Raw genomic sequence first — 17004 nt, forward strand, 5'->3', positions numbered from 1 at the left:
AAAAATCGCCTATCCATGCAAATCACCTTCTTAGACTCCCAAACTGTAGCAGATCTTCCTTCCGAACTAGCAAAGTTTACGGAAACCGGGGCCTTCACTGTTTACGAAAATACTGCCCCTGACCAGGTGGTGGTTCGGCTGAGAGGTGCCAACGTCGCCATCGTTAACAAGGTGGTCATCGGAGAAAAGGAGATGGCTCAGTTGCCAGACCTCAAGCTGATCTGCATTGCCGCCACCGGTATGAATAATGTAGACCTCGAAGCCGCCGCTGCGCGCGGCATTCCCGTCAAAAATGTCAGTGGCTACAGTACTAATTCCGTCGCCCAACTCACCATTACCATGCTGTTCACACTGGCCATGGACCTTATCCACCTCAACCAGGCGGTCTACGACGGTACCTACTCCAGGTACGCTTCCTTTGGCTACTGGCGCCAGCCTTATTACGAATTAGGCGGTGCCCGCTACGGCATCATCGGCATGGGCGCCATTGGTCGTCGGGTGGCGGAGCTGGCCACGGCCTTCGGGGCCAAAGTGGTCTATCATTCGACTTCCGGGAACAATACCGATCAGCCGTATCCCCACGTTTCGCTGGAGGAACTGCTGACGACCTCCGAAGTCATCTCCCTCCACTGCCCGCTCACCGAAGCTACCCGTAACCTGATCGGCTACGCCGAACTGGTAAAGATGAAGCCCTCCGCTTACCTCATCAATGTGGCCCGCGGCGGCATCGTCAACGAGACGGACCTCGTGCGTGGACTCAACGAAGGGCAGATCTCCGGTGCCGCTGCCGACGTCTACACCCAGGAGCCGATCCCGGCCGATCATCCCTATTTGAGCGTAAATGAGCCGCATCGGCTGCTGCTCACCCCTCACATGGGCTGGGCCAGCGTTGAGGCCCGGATGGAGTTGCTGGCGGGGGTACGGGCGAACATTGTAGATTTTGGCCGTAGCGGAACTTAATTGTCAGAACCTTTAAGTAAAGTGACATAAGCTAATAACTTTATGCCAAGTTAAGGGTAGTGGAGAACTGAGTGTCTCACGTTAGACATGCTTAGATGTTTTTTTCTAATATCAATTGATTAATTGGTGTTTGATGATTATATTAACTATAATTACATCTATTGTTTAATCCTCTAATTCTCATCTGTGAAAGCACCTAACGTATCAATTGATAGGATCGTAGTGATGACTGCTTTTGCTAATGATAACGATGCTTATCTTGATTTGCTAGGCGAGGAAGAGTCAGGGATAACGGAGGCAATGATGGATTGCCCTGGTGTAGATCATGTATGCTTATCAGCGGCGACGTTAGAAAATATATACACATCGTTCAATCGCAACTGGAATCAAATTGCTATTTTCCATTATGCGGGACACGCGGACGGTACTCATCTCAAATTAGAGGGGGCTTCCGCTAATTCTAAAGGGATTGGAGCCTTAATTAAGGACCATGGATGCCTTCCCGTAGTTTTTCTAAATGGTTGCTCCACAGAAACTCAGGCTGAATTGTTATTAGATGCTGGAGTGAGCATTGTAATCGCTACGGCTGTCAATATTGAAGATCGTTCAGCCGTGGTTTTTTCAAAAAGGTTTTATCGGACCTTATCTCAAGGACATTCAATAGGAAAAGCTTTTAAAGATGCTCAAAGTAGATTAATAGCTGAGGACTTGAAGGAGGAAGAGGAATTTAGGTTACAATACCGAAACCGCACGATGCGACCAGTGTTTTCTGATGCAAATAGCAGAGGTAAGTGGGTGATGTACGTTCGAGACCACAATGTTCTTAAATTATCAATTAAGGACCTTGGGAATTATATCAACCGACAAAGGCTCTTGCAGCCTTATGCCAAATGGTTGATAAAGCAACACGCTACTATCAAAATGCCTGGTCTGCGAGGAGCAAATAATATACCGCTAGATAAGGTGTTCGTGTCTCTCCGGGGTGAGCTTTCAAAATCATATGAAATTCTACAGACCCAGAAATATTATGCAGAGGAACTAGAACAACTTGAGAATGATTGGACAGCTAACGGTATATCGGATGTAGAAAAGCGGAAAAAGCGAAATCGCTTGCTAGGACGTAGCTCAATAATGCCATCCATCGATGAGCGCGACATGGTTAATGCTAAAAACCACCTTAATTTATCTGATGCACTTTCAAAATATGATAAGCTTGTTGTGCTTGGAGATCCAGGGACCGGTAAAACAACGCTAGCGAGGTGGCTAATGCTGAAATTTGCTAAAGGAGTTCTGAACGGAGAAGAGCGCCTGAGTGTGGAGGCAAAGATGGTTGGCTCGTCAATCCATGCGGAGAATGATTACTGTGACTTTGGCCCGGTGCGACTTCCAATATTGATTAGGGTCGGCGAACTTGCACAGCAAAAGAAAACGAATCCAAAGATAACACTGTCCGAATTCATTGGTAGCCACTCCTGGATGGGGCGGGTACCATATTATTTAGATGATGGTGATCAGGTTAGTCAGCCAATCAATTCTCAAGCACTGAATAGTTTAATGCTTGATTATCTTCACAGAGGAGAGGCTTTGGTTATACTTGATGGTTTAGATGAGATTTCTGAGGAGACGGTGGGGGCAGGCAAGTCCAAAAGGGCTGATATGGTGGCAGAAATACAAGAATTTATTGATCGTGAAGTCGACTTTCCTAAAACCAGAAAAATAAGGAAACGTAATAAATTCTTGATCACTAGTAGGATTGCTGGTTATCATAATTGCCCGGTACAACATGAAGACCTTTATCATGTTACGATCCAACCAATGCAGGAAGACGCCATCCGACGCTTCTGTTCTACCTGGATTCTGGCAGCTCACAGTCGTTTACACGCTAATCGAAAAGTTCAACAGGTCTACTTTGAAAGTATAGAGAAAACTAATGTACTGATAAACTTACTATTTAACGCTAAGAATAGTGGCGCTAAGGACTTAGCTAGCAACCCTTTATTGCTGACAGAATTATGTAAGATTTTTTACTCTGAAAATGGTGAGCTTCCGGATACTAGAGTTTCACTGTATGAAAAAGCTTCTGATAACTTCATCAAGATAGGTGAGAATAGATTACAGAATAAAGGTTTAAAGATTGAAGATTTTCGTGAAAAGACTTTTTATATACTTGAAGATATCGCTGAGCATATTCATGAAAATTATCCTGTTGGTCTAATAGTAACGGATGAAGTGAAAGTATTAACGGGGAAAGGGCTGACGTCATATTATTCCGATAAGGCCATTCCGATTAAGCCATCCTTAATAAGTAGTGAGGTAGAAATTTTTCTCAAATGGCTACGCGAGGAGGTTGGCATCTTAGCCGCTAGAGCTGAGGAATTGTATGGCTTTCTGCATTTAACCTTTGAGGAATATTTTGCCGCTAGGAAACTTATTCGCTATCCGGATATGATCACGGATGAAATAATCAAGAAGGCGTATAAACCAAGGTGGCGAGAGCCATTGCTAATGGCAATTGGAACGCTCAACCAGTATCTTCTGCCCGACGAAAGGAATCGGTTGCTAAGGTCGTTACTTGAGGGTAAAGACCCAATGGATAATCTTGTTCCAAGAAGTGCCAACCTTATCGCACTCTCATTCGCTGAAATGGGATACCTACCGGACAACTCTTTGATTAGAGACGTAGTGATTAAGTTATTGAACGCATATACAAAGACTGAAAATTTTGAAGATGGTGAGATTCTTCGCTCTAATGTGGTAGAAACTTTTCAAGCTTTTAGTAAAAAGGAAAATGAAATATATAGTCAGGTAGTTGAATTTCTATACGAGTTTTTGAAAAGTCCTGCCTCGAAAAGAAGCTTTAAGAATGCTGTTGTAGATCTGCTGTTAAATTTAAATTGGACAAGCCATTCGCTTGTGAGCAGCATTATTGAAAATTTGCCCGATGATATGATGAATTGGGGCTGGCCTTTTCATAAATACCTTGCGATTAGAGCAAACGAAAATAGTGATTCTTTAAACCATCCTGAACTTGAGTTTCGGAAGTTTTTATTAGATTATCCGCAGGTAGTTCCACAAATATTAGGAAGCCAGTCTTGGTCTCGAATTTTGATCATGTTGTATGGGGGACTAATCGAAAAAGATAAGTCGTACGAATTTGACCCTAGGGGAATCTTCAGGCGATCTTCACTTACAGAATCCATTATTGATGCGTTGGATGCTGAATCACCTCCTGAATCATTAACGGAAGAATGCATGGCAATTTGGCATTCTGAGACACGCCCCACTCAGGAAAGAATAGATGCCCTTATTTTTCTAATGGGTGTCGGTAACCCGATGGTGGAGGAACTAAAACAGCTATCAATCGATCCTGAAAGCCACATTGTCAAACTAGTTATCGAGCGAATTAGCCTGTTGAACGTGCTGTTAAGTAAACAGATAGGTACGATTTCCCGAGAAATATCAGGTTCATTGGAGGGAATCGTTGATAATATGAATGACGACGAAGTACAGGTCTTCGTTAACAATATCATACGATTGACGTCATCATTCGAAGAGAGAATCTCCAGTCCGATTACTTGGATTAAAGCAATACCCAAAAATCTGCAATCTCTCGCTATGGCAGAAATGTGGGTGCATAGTTTTTCCTCAGACGATGCTTTTTACAATATTTCCGTAGTGTTGGATACTTTGGGAGCAGAAATTAGGAGCTTGGGGCCTGAAGTAATTGCAAAGAGTTTCGTAGATGTTGCAAAGGTTACGGATTTGCCGGATCAACAAAAGTGGTCAGTAGAGCGTATGCCGGCGTTCTCAGAAGACTTGCCAAGTATCATCGAAGAGGCACTATTCAACATTAATGCCTTAAGTACAGAGTTCGATGTTTTCAAATGTTGGGCTCTTAAAGAAATTAAACCTCTAATTGATAGTTTTTCTGATGGCCGGTTTTATGGAGTGATTGAAATAATGCTTCGTAATATTCATAGCCGCTATGCTTTGAGGGAGATTCTGGAAGTTTATTTTCCTGAATATTTGGCTGAAATAGGGGAAGAAGAAAAAGAATTTGATAATGTCATAAGAAGTGTCTTATTTGAAGTAAGTAAAGAAGGATATTTTGACTATTTTTTTCCGACAGCAGATTTTAAAGTGGTTCAATTTCTCGATAAAAAAATACTAAGTATAGAAGGGGAAGGTAGCCCTGAAAAGCAGCTTCGTGTTTTATATACGGTACTCAGAAAATTTAGAAAAAAGACGATCCTGTTCCAGGAATTTGACGGAGCTCTCTTTAAGACCAGTGACGGATTTCAGGAAATCCGTTCAATGATATCAAGTATAATAAAGAAGATAAGCAATCCAGAATTACGACTACAGAGCTGGTTGAAGCTCGCTTCTTATTCATCCTCAGGAGAACGTATGGATGCTGTCAACTCTGCCATTCAGTGTGCGAAAGAACTTCCTGTAGGGGTTAATCTAGCTAGGAACTTGCGAGAAATCAAAGGCTGGATTTCAAGCGACTCAGGTCTAACAGAAGTGTTTAAAATTCAGGTAGATCGCTTGCGAAAGCTAAGTCATAAATACATATATGAGGATAGGATATACCCCCAGTTTTTGCAGCTACCAAGCTTAGGGGAGCGAAATTACAGGTTGGGGCTTTTATCAATAGGTGCGCTTTTGCGCGATGGTAGCCACCTCTTTATGCTTCCTGAAAGGATTGATGAACTTTGGAGCCTGGTTCAGGCCCCGGATGATTTAAGGTTGCGTGAACTGATTGATAAAATAGTTGCCAAAGGTCGTCTGCGTCCGATACGGTTGACCCTTCAAGGAGCTTTGGCGATTAGTTACATGTACCAAAGAAATCACCTCGATTTGATCAGGAAGGTTATGCTTGTGGTGAAATCTGCAAGTAATGAAGCTTTATCCATTGTATCAGAATGGCTTTATGTTGGAAACGATGACTTAAAATGCTTTGCGTCGTTATTGTTTCTGGAGGTTGGTTTTATAAACAAGTCTACATTCGTTAACGTAAAAAAAATGTTGCTTGGAGAATATGAACCAGTTCAGGACCAGTTTAGAAATCGCGCCAATTTAGCATTAAATAAAGGGCGGTTTTTGGCATCAGAAGTAAGTCTTGATTGCCTATATGATATTGAAGCAACTCTCAGTAGGCACCAGCAAAAGTCTCCCTATCTTATGAAAGGTTTGCACTGGTTCTTTGAGTACCTGTCTTTTGATCAGGCGAATATGATCACTGAACTTATGGCTGAAGCAGGAGGCCACCGTAGGCGCTCACGAATGGCTCGAAATATCATCGGGAAGATTAAAGTAGTTAACGGGAGAAAGGCTTATAATGCTTATCTGCAGGGGTTTAGCAATGAAAATGAAGAAGTGGTTAAAGCACTGCTTAAAAGCTCGATTTCGCTTCAGCAGAAACTAGGAGATGATTTTAGGATTCACGATGCTGTTGATGCTATAAGAAATGCAATAATGAGCGTTGTTAACAGCGGAAATTCCTTGCTCAAACCATTTGCAATAGATGCTATTGGATATTCCTCGGGCCTGACTACTAATGACCTTGGAAAACTAAAGCAAATAACGGTAGGCGAGGATCTCTATTCGGCAGGGCTTGTAGTAATCGCGTTAGGAAGAAGTCAATTTGAAAACGAAAAAGATTTCATCTTCCAATTTCTCACTGGAGAATCTAAAGAGCTACGTGCCGCTGCTGCTGAAGCTATATGTAGGCATGAGATATTGACAGGTGGTGAAGATTTGAGCCAGATCATCAATAGGATTGTGGCGACTTTGGTGAAAAAAGAACTTGTGCTACCAGGCCTTCTCGCAGCATCTAAGGATCTCTGGTGGGGCGCCTACACAAAAAAATGTATTCGCGTTTTAGGCGTCTACTTTAATCAACAGCCGGATGAGTTTGCAGAGTTTGTTAAAAAAACAGCCGTAAACTTGATTGAGAATAAACCCGCGGGAGAGATACAAAGCCATGTCGAGAGTATACAGTGGATGAAGACAATGGTTTGGCTGGATGGATTAGCCGCCGGAGCCGAAAAATTACCCGCTACTTACATGCTGCACGTTAAAAAAATCCCTGATTTTGAAGGCTCCTTGTTAAGGATTGTTCTAAGAAGTAAAGTGTTTACGGATAGAATGAATGCCGTCAGTTGCCTCAGCCATTTAAGGAAAATGACAGCTCCATGCGTAGAGGCATTCTGTGCCGCACTCAAAGATGTATTTTATGTGCAACAAGTAGCTATTTATGCTTCCCAAAGATTTCAAGATGTAGACGCTCACTTCATTAAAGCAGTTTCTAACTTAATGGATAGCGAAAGCCTCAATAGCAGGTACGCTATGGTACAAATACTAGCTGCTATTGGAAACTACCCTAAGACAGAATCTAAAATACGGCAAGAAATTTTAAGAGTTCTGCTCAGTAAAATGGAAGCACCAGGATACGATGAAGATATTTATATTATGAAATCAACACCCCCGTTTGATAATGATGCTGAGTTGCATTTGGTGGGCCCGCTAAATCAAGTACTTTATCGGAAAATTTTAGAAGTTTCAGGAGTTCAAGGAATAATCAAGATATAGAAATTATGAAAAAATTTACCATACCTTGTAAATTTGGTAGTAAAAAAGCTCCCTTCGATGTTTTTATCGGAGAACCAGCAGATGGCGAGCACCCATTAAAATATCAAGACCTTTGGCTGAGGTCAGAAAGGGGCGGTATTATCCCTCAAGAAGTTATGGATAGCTTTAGTAAGCTACTATTGCTGGCAAAAAAAAACGACGTTGATTTTGAGAAATTAAGTGTTTATGCACTAGAAGCGGCAAACAGCGAGAAAGAAAAGAAAAAGGCAGACGAGAAAGAAAATACGGATAAGGGAAAAAAAGTAAAAGACAAAAACTTATCTCTGCTAGTCGAGCCCTCTTTACTCCGACAGCATTATGATGACACTTTTGCTCTAATTCTCTTGTGTGGGCCAAGTTCCCAAGGAGTTGTTGCTCATCTTGTCCTGCTAATTCGCGCTTACGTGTTGGATGAACTTGTTAAATTTTATAAAACTAAAGATTTCAAGATAGACCAGGCTGGTAGGTTTGGACTAACGGAATATAAAGGAGAAGGGGGAGAACTATCGCTTACGGCTTGCTATCAACTATTCGTGAAATACCTGCCTCAGTTTGAGAAGAATGCCCAAAAATTATTTAGCCTTCTAAGTGTCGCCGAAATGTCTCCGGCCGATGTGATTAAGTACATATATCCCAATGGTGAAATTTCTGAATACTATGCACAAAAAAAAGTACCGGAGTTAAAGGAAGAGGATTTTCGAGAATGGAAATGGAGTGTATCGCACTATACTGAGAAAATAGAAAGCCAAGAAACAGAAGGGGACGGAATAGACTATTTGAACCTGGGATATGCTAAGTTGAAGTTAGGTGAATTTGAAGAAGCTATCCTTATACTGTCGGCTAGTATAAGGATTTCAAAGCATCCGTATGCTTACAACAATAGAGGTTTCTGTCGACTGAAACTGGGAGACTTCCCAGGGGCATTAGAAGATATCCAAAAGTCTATTGAATTGGATGAGAATAATTCCTATGCCCATAAAAACCTGGGGAAATATTACATGGCAATTAACAACAGGGAGCAAGCACTTAAAAAACTAATTGATGCCAAAAAAATGGGGTATGCTAAGCAGTATGGTAAGGAAGTGGATCAACTGATAGATCAGATAGTTATTGAAGCTATTCTCAATTGATTATAGACTTACGCGGATTACATGTTCTGAAGATGACCGATTATTTGACCGGTAAGCTTTGATCGTCTTTGTAACGACTCCGCTTCGCCGAACAGATCATCCCACTCCCGCGGATCTGTTTCCAGGTCGTAAAACTCTCCGGCAATGATGTCGTCAGCTGTGTAATCGGCTGCGTTCTCCTGCCGATTAAAGACCAGGATTAGTTTGTCCTTTTTTGTCCGCCACATAAAAGCAGCCTCTCCCTCCCGCTCGTGGAGTGCGGCAAACCCTCCTTCCCGTGCCGCAGGCCCGAGCAAACTGACGCCGGGCAAAGGGTCCACCGGTTCAATACCGGCGACACTGAGCACCGTTGGCATAATATCTACGAGGTCCACGGGCCGCTCATCGGTGTTTCCCCGTCGGAGTTCGTCTGGCAGTGCGGTTCCGGCCAGGATCAGCGGAACCCGAACACTGGCGTCGTACAGGCAGTACTTATTAAAACGGTAATACCGTTCTCCCAGCATCTCTCCGTGGTCGGCGGTGTACACGATCAGGGCATTGTCGAGCAGTCCTTTTTTCTTCAGTTCGGCCATGGTCCGTCCCAGCATATCGTCGATCCAGGTCACGTTGGCGTAGTAGCGCATGGTCATCAGCCGCCAGTCTTCAGCGGTCGCATTTTTCCAGAACCCCTCGTACATTTCCCGGCGGTTTACCCCGCTGGAATGGGGACTGTAGTCGGCCTTCCACGGCGGTTGCACGGCGTAAGTGATGCTGTCCGTATTGTAACGGTCTTCGTAACCTGCCGGTGGGTTGTGGCCGGCGTGCGGCTTCATGTAGCTTAGGTACAGGAATAGGGGCCGGTTGTCTTCCCGGGCTTTAATGTATTCGATGGCGCGTTCGTTGATCCAGCCGTCGCGGTGGTCCTCTTCGGGAAGCTTACTCGTGAAACCGAGGTAGCCAAGGTTGTTTTCCTCGCCGGGGCCCATCGGGGCGATCTCCGCATCGTACCGCGCTTTAGCGGCACTGTCTACCTGGGCCATGGTAATGCCGCCCTTTTCCGGAATCTCGGAGGTGTACCGGGTCTCAAAACCCCGGGTATCGGTCTTGTGCCGGCCCCAATGCGCTTTACCAAAGCCGGCGGTTTCGTAGCCAGCATCTTTGAAGTATTGTGCCATGGTCTTGCCGGGTAGCTCCTCGTCTTTCACTCCGCCACTGTTTCGGAATACCCCCGTCTGGCTGGGGTACATGCCGAACATGATCGAGTTGCGGCTGGGTACGCACATTGGTGCCTGACATACAGCCTGAGAATAAAGGGTACCCTCTTCCCAAAGTGCATCCAATGTAGGCGTTTGTACTTGTGGGTTGATCTTGCCCAGCGCATCGTACCGGTGCTGGTCGTCCATGATAAAGATCACGTGCGGGCGCGTTGACTGTGTGACTTCCTGACTCTCTGACTCTCTGACTGTTTGACTGTTTGACTCCCTAACTTCAGCGGCGCGGTCGCAGGTGCAGAGTAGGGGCAAGAGGAGCAGGGGAAGGAAGGAGCGTAGTATTTGCATGGAAGGTTGAGTTGTTTGGTACGAGTAGGGCGGTACCCCGGACGGAGTCGTCGCGCAGCGACGAACGCAGTCCGGGGTTAATCAGGATTGACCCCTTCGGAGTAAGTCGGCGGGAGGGGTTGTCTGGTAGGGATAAATAAAGGGTCGTCAACCAAGTCCCCCGTACGCTTCCGCCAGTTGGTGAGTGCAGTAGACAAGTTGCTTTTTTGGGAAGTATAGGCTGCCTGGCCAGCAAGGTTGTTGACCTGGTTTGGGTCTTCTTTTATATCGTACAGCTCCTCTGCTGGCCGGCCATTCTCCAACTGCCGAAGCAGAGCGTAGGGGAGCGGATGGCTATTTTCAGCCGCTACCGTAGCATCATAAGCATGATTGCCCCATACTTCGGCCATTTTTAAGTCGGCGGGGAGTTCGTAGGTCTTATCGGGCAGCAGGTTTCGGATGTAGTAGTAACGCCCGTCAAATACCATCCTGCTTGGGTAATGTTCAGCGCGTGCCGGCCCGTGGCTGTTGTGCTCCCCGAAAACGTAACCCTGGTACCTGGCGCTACCACCGTGGCTCATGATTCCCATGAAACTATGTCCCTGTACTGTTTTTGGAATTGGAAGTCTCAGCACATCAAGGATCGTCGGCATAAGGTCGGTCAGGGAAATCAAGGCCTCACTCCGCATACCCGGAACCGGGACACCCGGCCCGTGCCAGATCAGCGGTACGTGCAGCCCGGCATAATAAACCGAGGCTTTCGCCCGGTGGTAGGCTGCTCCCTGATCGCTGGTGAAGATGACAATGGTGTTTTCCAGCAACCCCCGGTCGCGCAGCACATCAATGATGGCTCCCGCACAGGCATCGGCGAGTTGCACATTTCCGTAATACTCGGCCAGGTCGCTGCGTAACTCCGGGGTGTCAGGCAGGTCGTCGGGTACAGCGACGCTGTCCGGGTGAACCCGGTATTCAGGGAACTGTTGCAGGTTTTTGTGTAATGGCCGGTGTGGTGGACTGACGTTGGCCTGGAAAAAGAAGGGCTGACCTTCTGCCTTGTCAATATAAGATCCGATCACCTTACGGTATTCCTCCGGGTTGTTATGTACCGGATTCCTGGCAGTGTAAGGGAATTTCCACGGCGGACTCATGTGGAACTTCTGGGTAATGGCGGTAAAGTATCCCGCCTCCCCCAGTATTTCCGGCAAGGTTTTGATGTATTCGTGAATGCCGACTTTATCCACTACCGAACTCTCCCGGCCAAACTGTTTGTCGGGCGCATTCAACCCTGGCGTGATGGTATTACGCCAGTGCCCGTTGGCGTGTGGGTACATGCCGGTATTGATGGAACTCCGACTGGGGGAGCAGGAAGGAACTGCAGCGAAGGCGTTGGTAAAGGAATAGCCCTCCGCTGCCAGCCGGTCAACATTTGGTGTTCGGATACCAGGAGTGCCGAGCTTCGAGAGGTGGGCACCCTGGTCATCAGTAAGGATGAGGACGACGTTTAACCTGGGGCTGACTTGAGGAGGTGGAGAGGCGCAAGACAGTCCTAAACACAGCAATAGCATCACCATGACCTCGAAGCATCCCGCCGGGACCTTTGAGCGTCCGGTGAACCCACCAGTTACCTTTAAGCGTCTAACTATTCCTGTCTTTCCTTCCATCACGCCAAATAGAATATCTCCCGCAAATCCTTACTCTCCGGACTATTGTCCTCATTGGTCCGCATCAGCGGTGCCATGCTGTCCCACCACTTTTTGCAGACGTCGGTATCGGCAACCGCTGCCCATTTTTCTTCTGATTCTATTTCGGCATAGCCGAACAGCGTCACCCCGTCTTCTGCCAAAAACATGCTGTAGTTATGGACACCGTGTTCCTTCAACATAGTCGCCATTTCCGGCCATACCGGGTTATGACGCCTGATGTATTCCGCCACCTGGTCGGGGTAAACCTGCATCGTGAATACTTTTTTAGTCCTTTTAGCCATATTGGTTTATTGATGGGTTAGTACAATTTTCGAAAAGATGCCAACTCGTCCGCCGGGGCGGTCCGCAGGGCCTGACGCTTCGGCCGAGTGGTCGGACTAGGCGATTGCCGGGCGGGTTCTCGATTCCGTACGGCCGGTTAATTAGCGTTGAACTCAAATCGATAATTAAACCGGGCATTCGGCGCACTATCTCCCTGGTCATAAAAACGCATGGCATCGCCGTCGGGCTTCACGTTGTCGATCCATTTGAAGTGAACTTCGCCGGTTGCTGCTTTAAGAAGTTCCTTAGGGATTTTCAGTTCGAGTTCACCGCCCTTTACCGCCACGGGGACCTGGCCGATGGTGGTCCATTGCCATCCTCCTTTGCTCCTTTGCAGATCCATGGCACCTGCGGCCGCGCCCGAAACTAAACGGTGCGTATAGCCAAGGTTTCGCTCGCCCATCATGTCTCGGCTCTCCAGTAATAACTCGGTGCCTTGCGGTACCCGTTCGTCGGGGAAGGCCCCGTCGATCAGCAGATAGAAAGCCAGGTAGCCATTGTCTTCCGTCGCTCGGGCCTCGAGCAGGTCGTAGCGGCCGGAGTTATTTTTGTAAGCTTCGATCCGCCCCCAGCCGGGGTGATCGCGGTGGCGGATATCGCCCGCCTGGTCGTAGTAAATATTGGTCACCTTTTCCCAGTCGGTGAAGTCACCGTCGACGGAAATCTTCGCCGCCGAATTAACGGTGGGCAACGCCCGCGTCCCCTTAAACCGCCGGATCCCGTCGATCATCTGGTAGTAGTAATTGTCGCCAAATCCACCCCGCATCGGCTCGATGTCCCGGCTAAATTCCTCGTTGTACTGATCGACAAAAAAGGTCTCCCCCTTTTTAATCGGTTTCCCCATGATCTGCTTCGCCCGGCCATCCGTAAACCGCATGGCGACCCACTCATTCCATCCGGTGATGAAGACGAACTCAGGGTCAACCTCGTGCGCCCGTTGCCACTGCTCGGCGAAAAACCATCCGGCTCCCGCATCGATGTTGTCCGGTGCCGGCTGGCGCCCGTTGTGAAAACTCCGGCCGATGTTGGAAATTGGATGCTGTGCCGAAGCCACCACGATCTGTTCCGGAACGTCCGGGCTTTCGTGCCACCCGTAATTTTGCGGATAGTGGTCGATCCACGGCCACTTATCTTTGCCTTCACCAAACCATTCCTGTCCTTCCGTCCAGGCCCAGCTACGACGGAAATTGAAGAAACCGGTGATCTCGTCGGACAGACCTTCAGGATTACCCATCAGCAGTGGTTTCCCTTTCCACTGGAACCAGAGATCAGCGTACAATCCCTTTTTGTAAAAGCCTTCATACAACCGTTCGGTCGTCTTCACGTGGTTGCTGTTGGTCAGAAATGCCACCTTCGGAACCGCCCAGCCCATTTGCTGCAACCGGGAGAATATCGTGCAGACCTTCAGCGCCTGCGGCAGGTAAATCAGGCTGTTGGTGATGTCAAAAACGATGACGTCTACCTGTGCATCGGAGAGCAATTGGGCGTGCTTCACAATTACCCACTCGTCATCCGTAAGATAGTAGCCGAAATAGGGTTGCCCCCAGTGGTGGAAGGCCTTGTCGGGACCGTATTCCGGTTTGTCGGGGTTGGCCACCAGGATTTTACTGATGTCGTACGGGCTACGGTAGGCGGTGTCCCGTTTAGGCATTACGCCTTCGTCCGCCAGCGGCTTAGTGTGGGCGTCGTGGCCATGGGCACCAAGCCAAAGGAAATAAAATATGCCTACGAATTTGCCTTCTCTCAGGTCTCCGGTTTCGGGGTTGTAAGGAAGCTGCCGGCCTAAGTTATCGGTGGCTGCCCAGGTATCTGCTTGTTGGGGGGAGACGAGGACGGGGGAACTGGCTTGAGCGGGAAGAGCCAGGGAGAGAAGTATAACCGCACAGATGTGCGATATGCGATATGCGATAGTTGATAGTTGATTTGTGTGAGTGCTCACTTCGCTCGTAGCGGCTGTGCCTTCAGGTTTTTTTACTTTATTCATCTTGATATTATTTACGAGCGCAGCGAGCATTTCCTTTGGGTAGCTAAATCGCATATCGCCTATCATTTTACGGGCGCAGCGAGCATCTCCATGCGGTAGCCAATCGCATATCAACCATCGCTAATCGCCTATTTTAAATCAACTCGCTTTATCCCTTCAGGTAACTCCACCAAAGATTCTACCTTGCCTGATGTCGTCTTAAAGTGTGTAACCCGAATCAATCCATGCTTGGTCGGATAGGTGCCTTTAGCATAGTCCAGGTCTCCGAGGTGGGGGGTGATCCGGACGGCGTCTCCACCGTCGACCAGGGTGATGCCGAGCACGTGCTGGCTGAGCCATGCCGTTGGGCCGCTGGCCCAACCGTGGCAGAAACTGTGGCGGTAGCCGACGTAGCAGAACTCTCCGAAGTCGCCATGGATGTCGTCTTTGCCGGTAGGTACCAAGGCGTCGATTGGTGTTGCGTTCCGGCTGTCGTTGATGTCGAAGTCTTCCCAAAAGGTCGTTGCTCCCAGGTCCAACATGCCGCCCCAGTATTGCCGGATTACGTCCATTGCACCTGCGTGATCGCCCGCATTTGCCATGGCCTCTAACATGTAGTAGCCGTAAAACGTCGACATGTTTTGAACTCCGTCCTTTTTCAGGATGTCCCGGTTGACCTCCTTCGCGTCAGCCAACCCGGCCAGCGCCATCATGGCGCCTGCCTGCTTGGTCGTATTACCTTCGGGAATATGTTTGCGCAGGCGAACGGCGACTTCGGCGTACTTCTTTTGGCGCATCGGTTTTCCCAATGTCCTCATCATGTCACTGCCCGCGTCGAAGGTCAGGATCATCATCGACTGAAGGCCGGCGTGGACGGCTTTCGGGTCTGGGCTGGTGGGCCAGTCAAGAAAGCGGCCACCGTTTAAAGTTTCACTGTTATTTTCGTCGATGAAGGTCTCCAGCTGGTCCAGCAGCGCAATCATATAGCTCTCCTGCTCTTTAAGGTAGGCGAGGTCGCCGTAGTTCTGGTACCATTGTTGGTGGATGATGAGCCACCACATGGAGTAGCTGCTGATGGTGTTCATCCATTGTGGCAGGGGGTGCTGGTCGCGGGCCAGATCAAGGCTGCGGGGCACCACTTCGTTGTTGCCAAATACGGAGGCCACCGTCATGATCTCCGGGTGGAGGTCACCGACCCATACGAGGCGGTCGCGCTTGATGCCGTCCCAGAGATAGTCCTGCATGTTAAGGTGGACGGTGTAGGCGCCCGTGAGCCAGATATCGTTGAGCCGTTGGTCACTGCTTTCGAAGGAGCCCAGGTAGTCGAGGTCGCGGTAAATAAAGGCCGCCTGGACTGCATAGAGCGGCATGTTCACGTCTGGGTCGACCAGGTCAATGCGCACGAACCGGAAGCCGGTTTCTCCCACTTCGATGCTGCCCAGCCACGGTACTTCGATGACGAAGTCACGCAGGCTGTGTTCGTTTGTCGCATTCTGCTCACCGCCGATGTCAGACATCGCCTCCATCGCTGATTCGCCGAAACGGACACGGACTTTTACGGGTTCCTTACCGGGTTTGATACCCATCGAGATCTTTACGCCGCCATGCAATTCTTTCCCGAAATCCAGCAGAATACCTGGTTTATGCTCCTTAGTACTGATTAACCGAAGCAGTTTAGGGTCGTTGACCGCTACCTGCCCATTGCTCTTCTTAAGCAGTAACCCGGGATTTTGGATGAACTCACCGCTGTCGTCCGATTGCCATACGATGCGTGTTGGCGTCAGGTAGGTTTTTACCATCGGAGAACGGTGGGCCTGGTCGTTTTCCGTTTGGCTGAAGACCGGGGGGAGTTGCTGGGCGCAGAGTAAAGGGCTGAAGGTCAAAAGGAGTAAAGGGAGAACTGTTCGAAGTTCGTAAAATTTACGCCCTCCCTTCTCCTCTCCCTTATTTAGGGCGCGGACGCAGGTGCAGCGGAAGGTGGAGAGAAGCAGGGGGAGTAGTCTTGGCATAATCAGTTGGCTGGGCTTGAGTTGAACTCGTTTAATGCTCCGGAATCTGGCCGCCAATAGTAGAAAGCTAACTGCTCGCAGGCCAATTTTTAGGTTCTTTGTCAAACGATGGGTGAAAAGTAAGCACGTCTTTTGGCGATGGCATCCTGTACCTACGGGGTAAGTAAACGGGGAAGTGGTTTACTCGCGAAAATTGATCGTTCCCGGAGAAATAACCAGATATTCCTGAATAAAATATGTACTGGGATTTTACCTGCTTACTTTTGCGGGATGATCAAAGAGCCTAGCGTCCCGGGACATGCGAGGTCAGTTCGCCGCTACGTATTAATTGTAGAAAAGGACACCTTACAGGGGCACTTGCTGAAAGTTTCCCTGCAGGATGCCGGGTGGGTAGTACGGTTGGCTGATGGTCCTCAGGAAGCGCTGCGTTTTTGCGAACATGATTTGTTTGACGTGGCGATTATCAATTATCACTACCCTGGAGGCGTCAATGGGTTTGTACTAGCGGAACACTTTCGCAGACAGTACCATTTACCTAGTCTGATGATCACCGCTTCTCGCTATACAGAACTGACTACATGTGGTGCTTTTACAGCGAACCAGGACTTGCTGTTCAAGCCGTACCGCTTGTTTGAATGTAGTCGTCGCTTAGAACGCCTTATCGATAATGTTCCCCTGCTGTGCGAACATCAGTTAGGTGTTGGGATTTGAACCACTTCACGTATTGGTTTCAGCCAGGTCAACAGTGGCTTTTGCGTTGCTAAAACG

The 17004-nt window shown here is 48.1% G+C and carries 9 protein-coding genes; 4 read left to right on the forward strand and 5 right to left on the reverse strand.

What is annotated here, in order from left to right:
- The first annotated feature begins 15 nt into the window (after nt 1-15).
- From B036_RS0125240 to B036_RS34200, 3 genes are all read left to right on the forward strand, one after another.
- Entirely contained in the window at nt 16-960 is a 945-nt protein-coding gene (locus tag B036_RS0125240; protein ID WP_020571522.1) for an NAD(P)-dependent oxidoreductase, read from the forward strand.
- A gap of 186 nt (nt 961-1146) precedes the next feature.
- Entirely contained in the window at nt 1147-7554 is a 6408-nt protein-coding gene (locus tag B036_RS0125245; protein WP_157472430.1) for a CHAT domain-containing protein, read from the forward strand.
- A gap of 5 nt (nt 7555-7559) precedes the next feature.
- Nucleotides 7560-8723 (forward strand): DUF2610 domain-containing protein, encoded by a 1164-nt coding sequence (locus B036_RS34200; protein ID WP_020571524.1) that lies wholly within the window; start codon nt 7560-7562, stop codon nt 8721-8723.
- A 17-nt stretch (nt 8724-8740) separates the two neighbouring features.
- Here the strand turns inward: B036_RS34200 and B036_RS31070 are convergent, their stop codons facing one another.
- The 5 genes from B036_RS31070 to B036_RS0125275 all read right to left on the reverse strand — a co-directional run bounded on the left by B036_RS31070 (nt 8741) and on the right by B036_RS0125275 (nt 16236).
- Entirely contained in the window at nt 8741-10261 is a 1521-nt protein-coding gene (locus B036_RS31070) for a sulfatase family protein (protein WP_083926319.1), read from the reverse strand.
- Between the two features lie 77 nt (nt 10262-10338).
- The gene (locus B036_RS0125260; protein ID WP_157472433.1) at nt 10339-11811 is read right to left on the reverse strand and encodes a sulfatase family protein; all 1473 of its coding nucleotides are present in this window, start codon (nt 11809-11811) and stop codon (nt 10339-10341) included.
- An 89-nt stretch (nt 11812-11900) separates the two neighbouring features.
- Nucleotides 11901-12224 (reverse strand): L-rhamnose mutarotase, encoded by a 324-nt coding sequence (rhaM, locus tag B036_RS0125265; RefSeq protein ID WP_020571527.1) that lies wholly within the window; start codon nt 12222-12224, stop codon nt 11901-11903.
- Between the two features lie 137 nt (nt 12225-12361).
- On the reverse strand, nt 12362-14248 hold the full coding sequence (locus B036_RS0125270; RefSeq protein ID WP_157472435.1) for a glycoside hydrolase family 71/99 protein: 1887 nt from the start codon (nt 14246-14248) through the stop codon (nt 12362-12364).
- Between the two features lie 128 nt (nt 14249-14376).
- Complete coding sequence (locus B036_RS0125275) at nt 14377-16236, reverse strand: alpha-L-rhamnosidase-related protein (RefSeq protein WP_083926321.1); 1860 nt, start codon at nt 16234-16236, stop codon at nt 14377-14379.
- 270 nt (nt 16237-16506) lie between these two features.
- Here B036_RS0125275 and B036_RS31075 point away from each other — a divergent pair, with 270 nt between their 5' ends.
- Nucleotides 16507-16947: a response regulator gene (locus tag B036_RS31075; protein WP_020571530.1), complete on the forward strand. Its 441-nt coding sequence runs from the start codon at nt 16507-16509 to the stop codon at nt 16945-16947.
- Nucleotides 16948-17004: the final 57 nt, after the last annotated feature.

Origin of the sequence: Neolewinella persica DSM 23188 (genome assembly GCF_000373105.1) — a bacterium.
Classification (GTDB): domain Bacteria; phylum Bacteroidota; class Bacteroidia; order Chitinophagales; family Saprospiraceae; genus Neolewinella; species Neolewinella persica.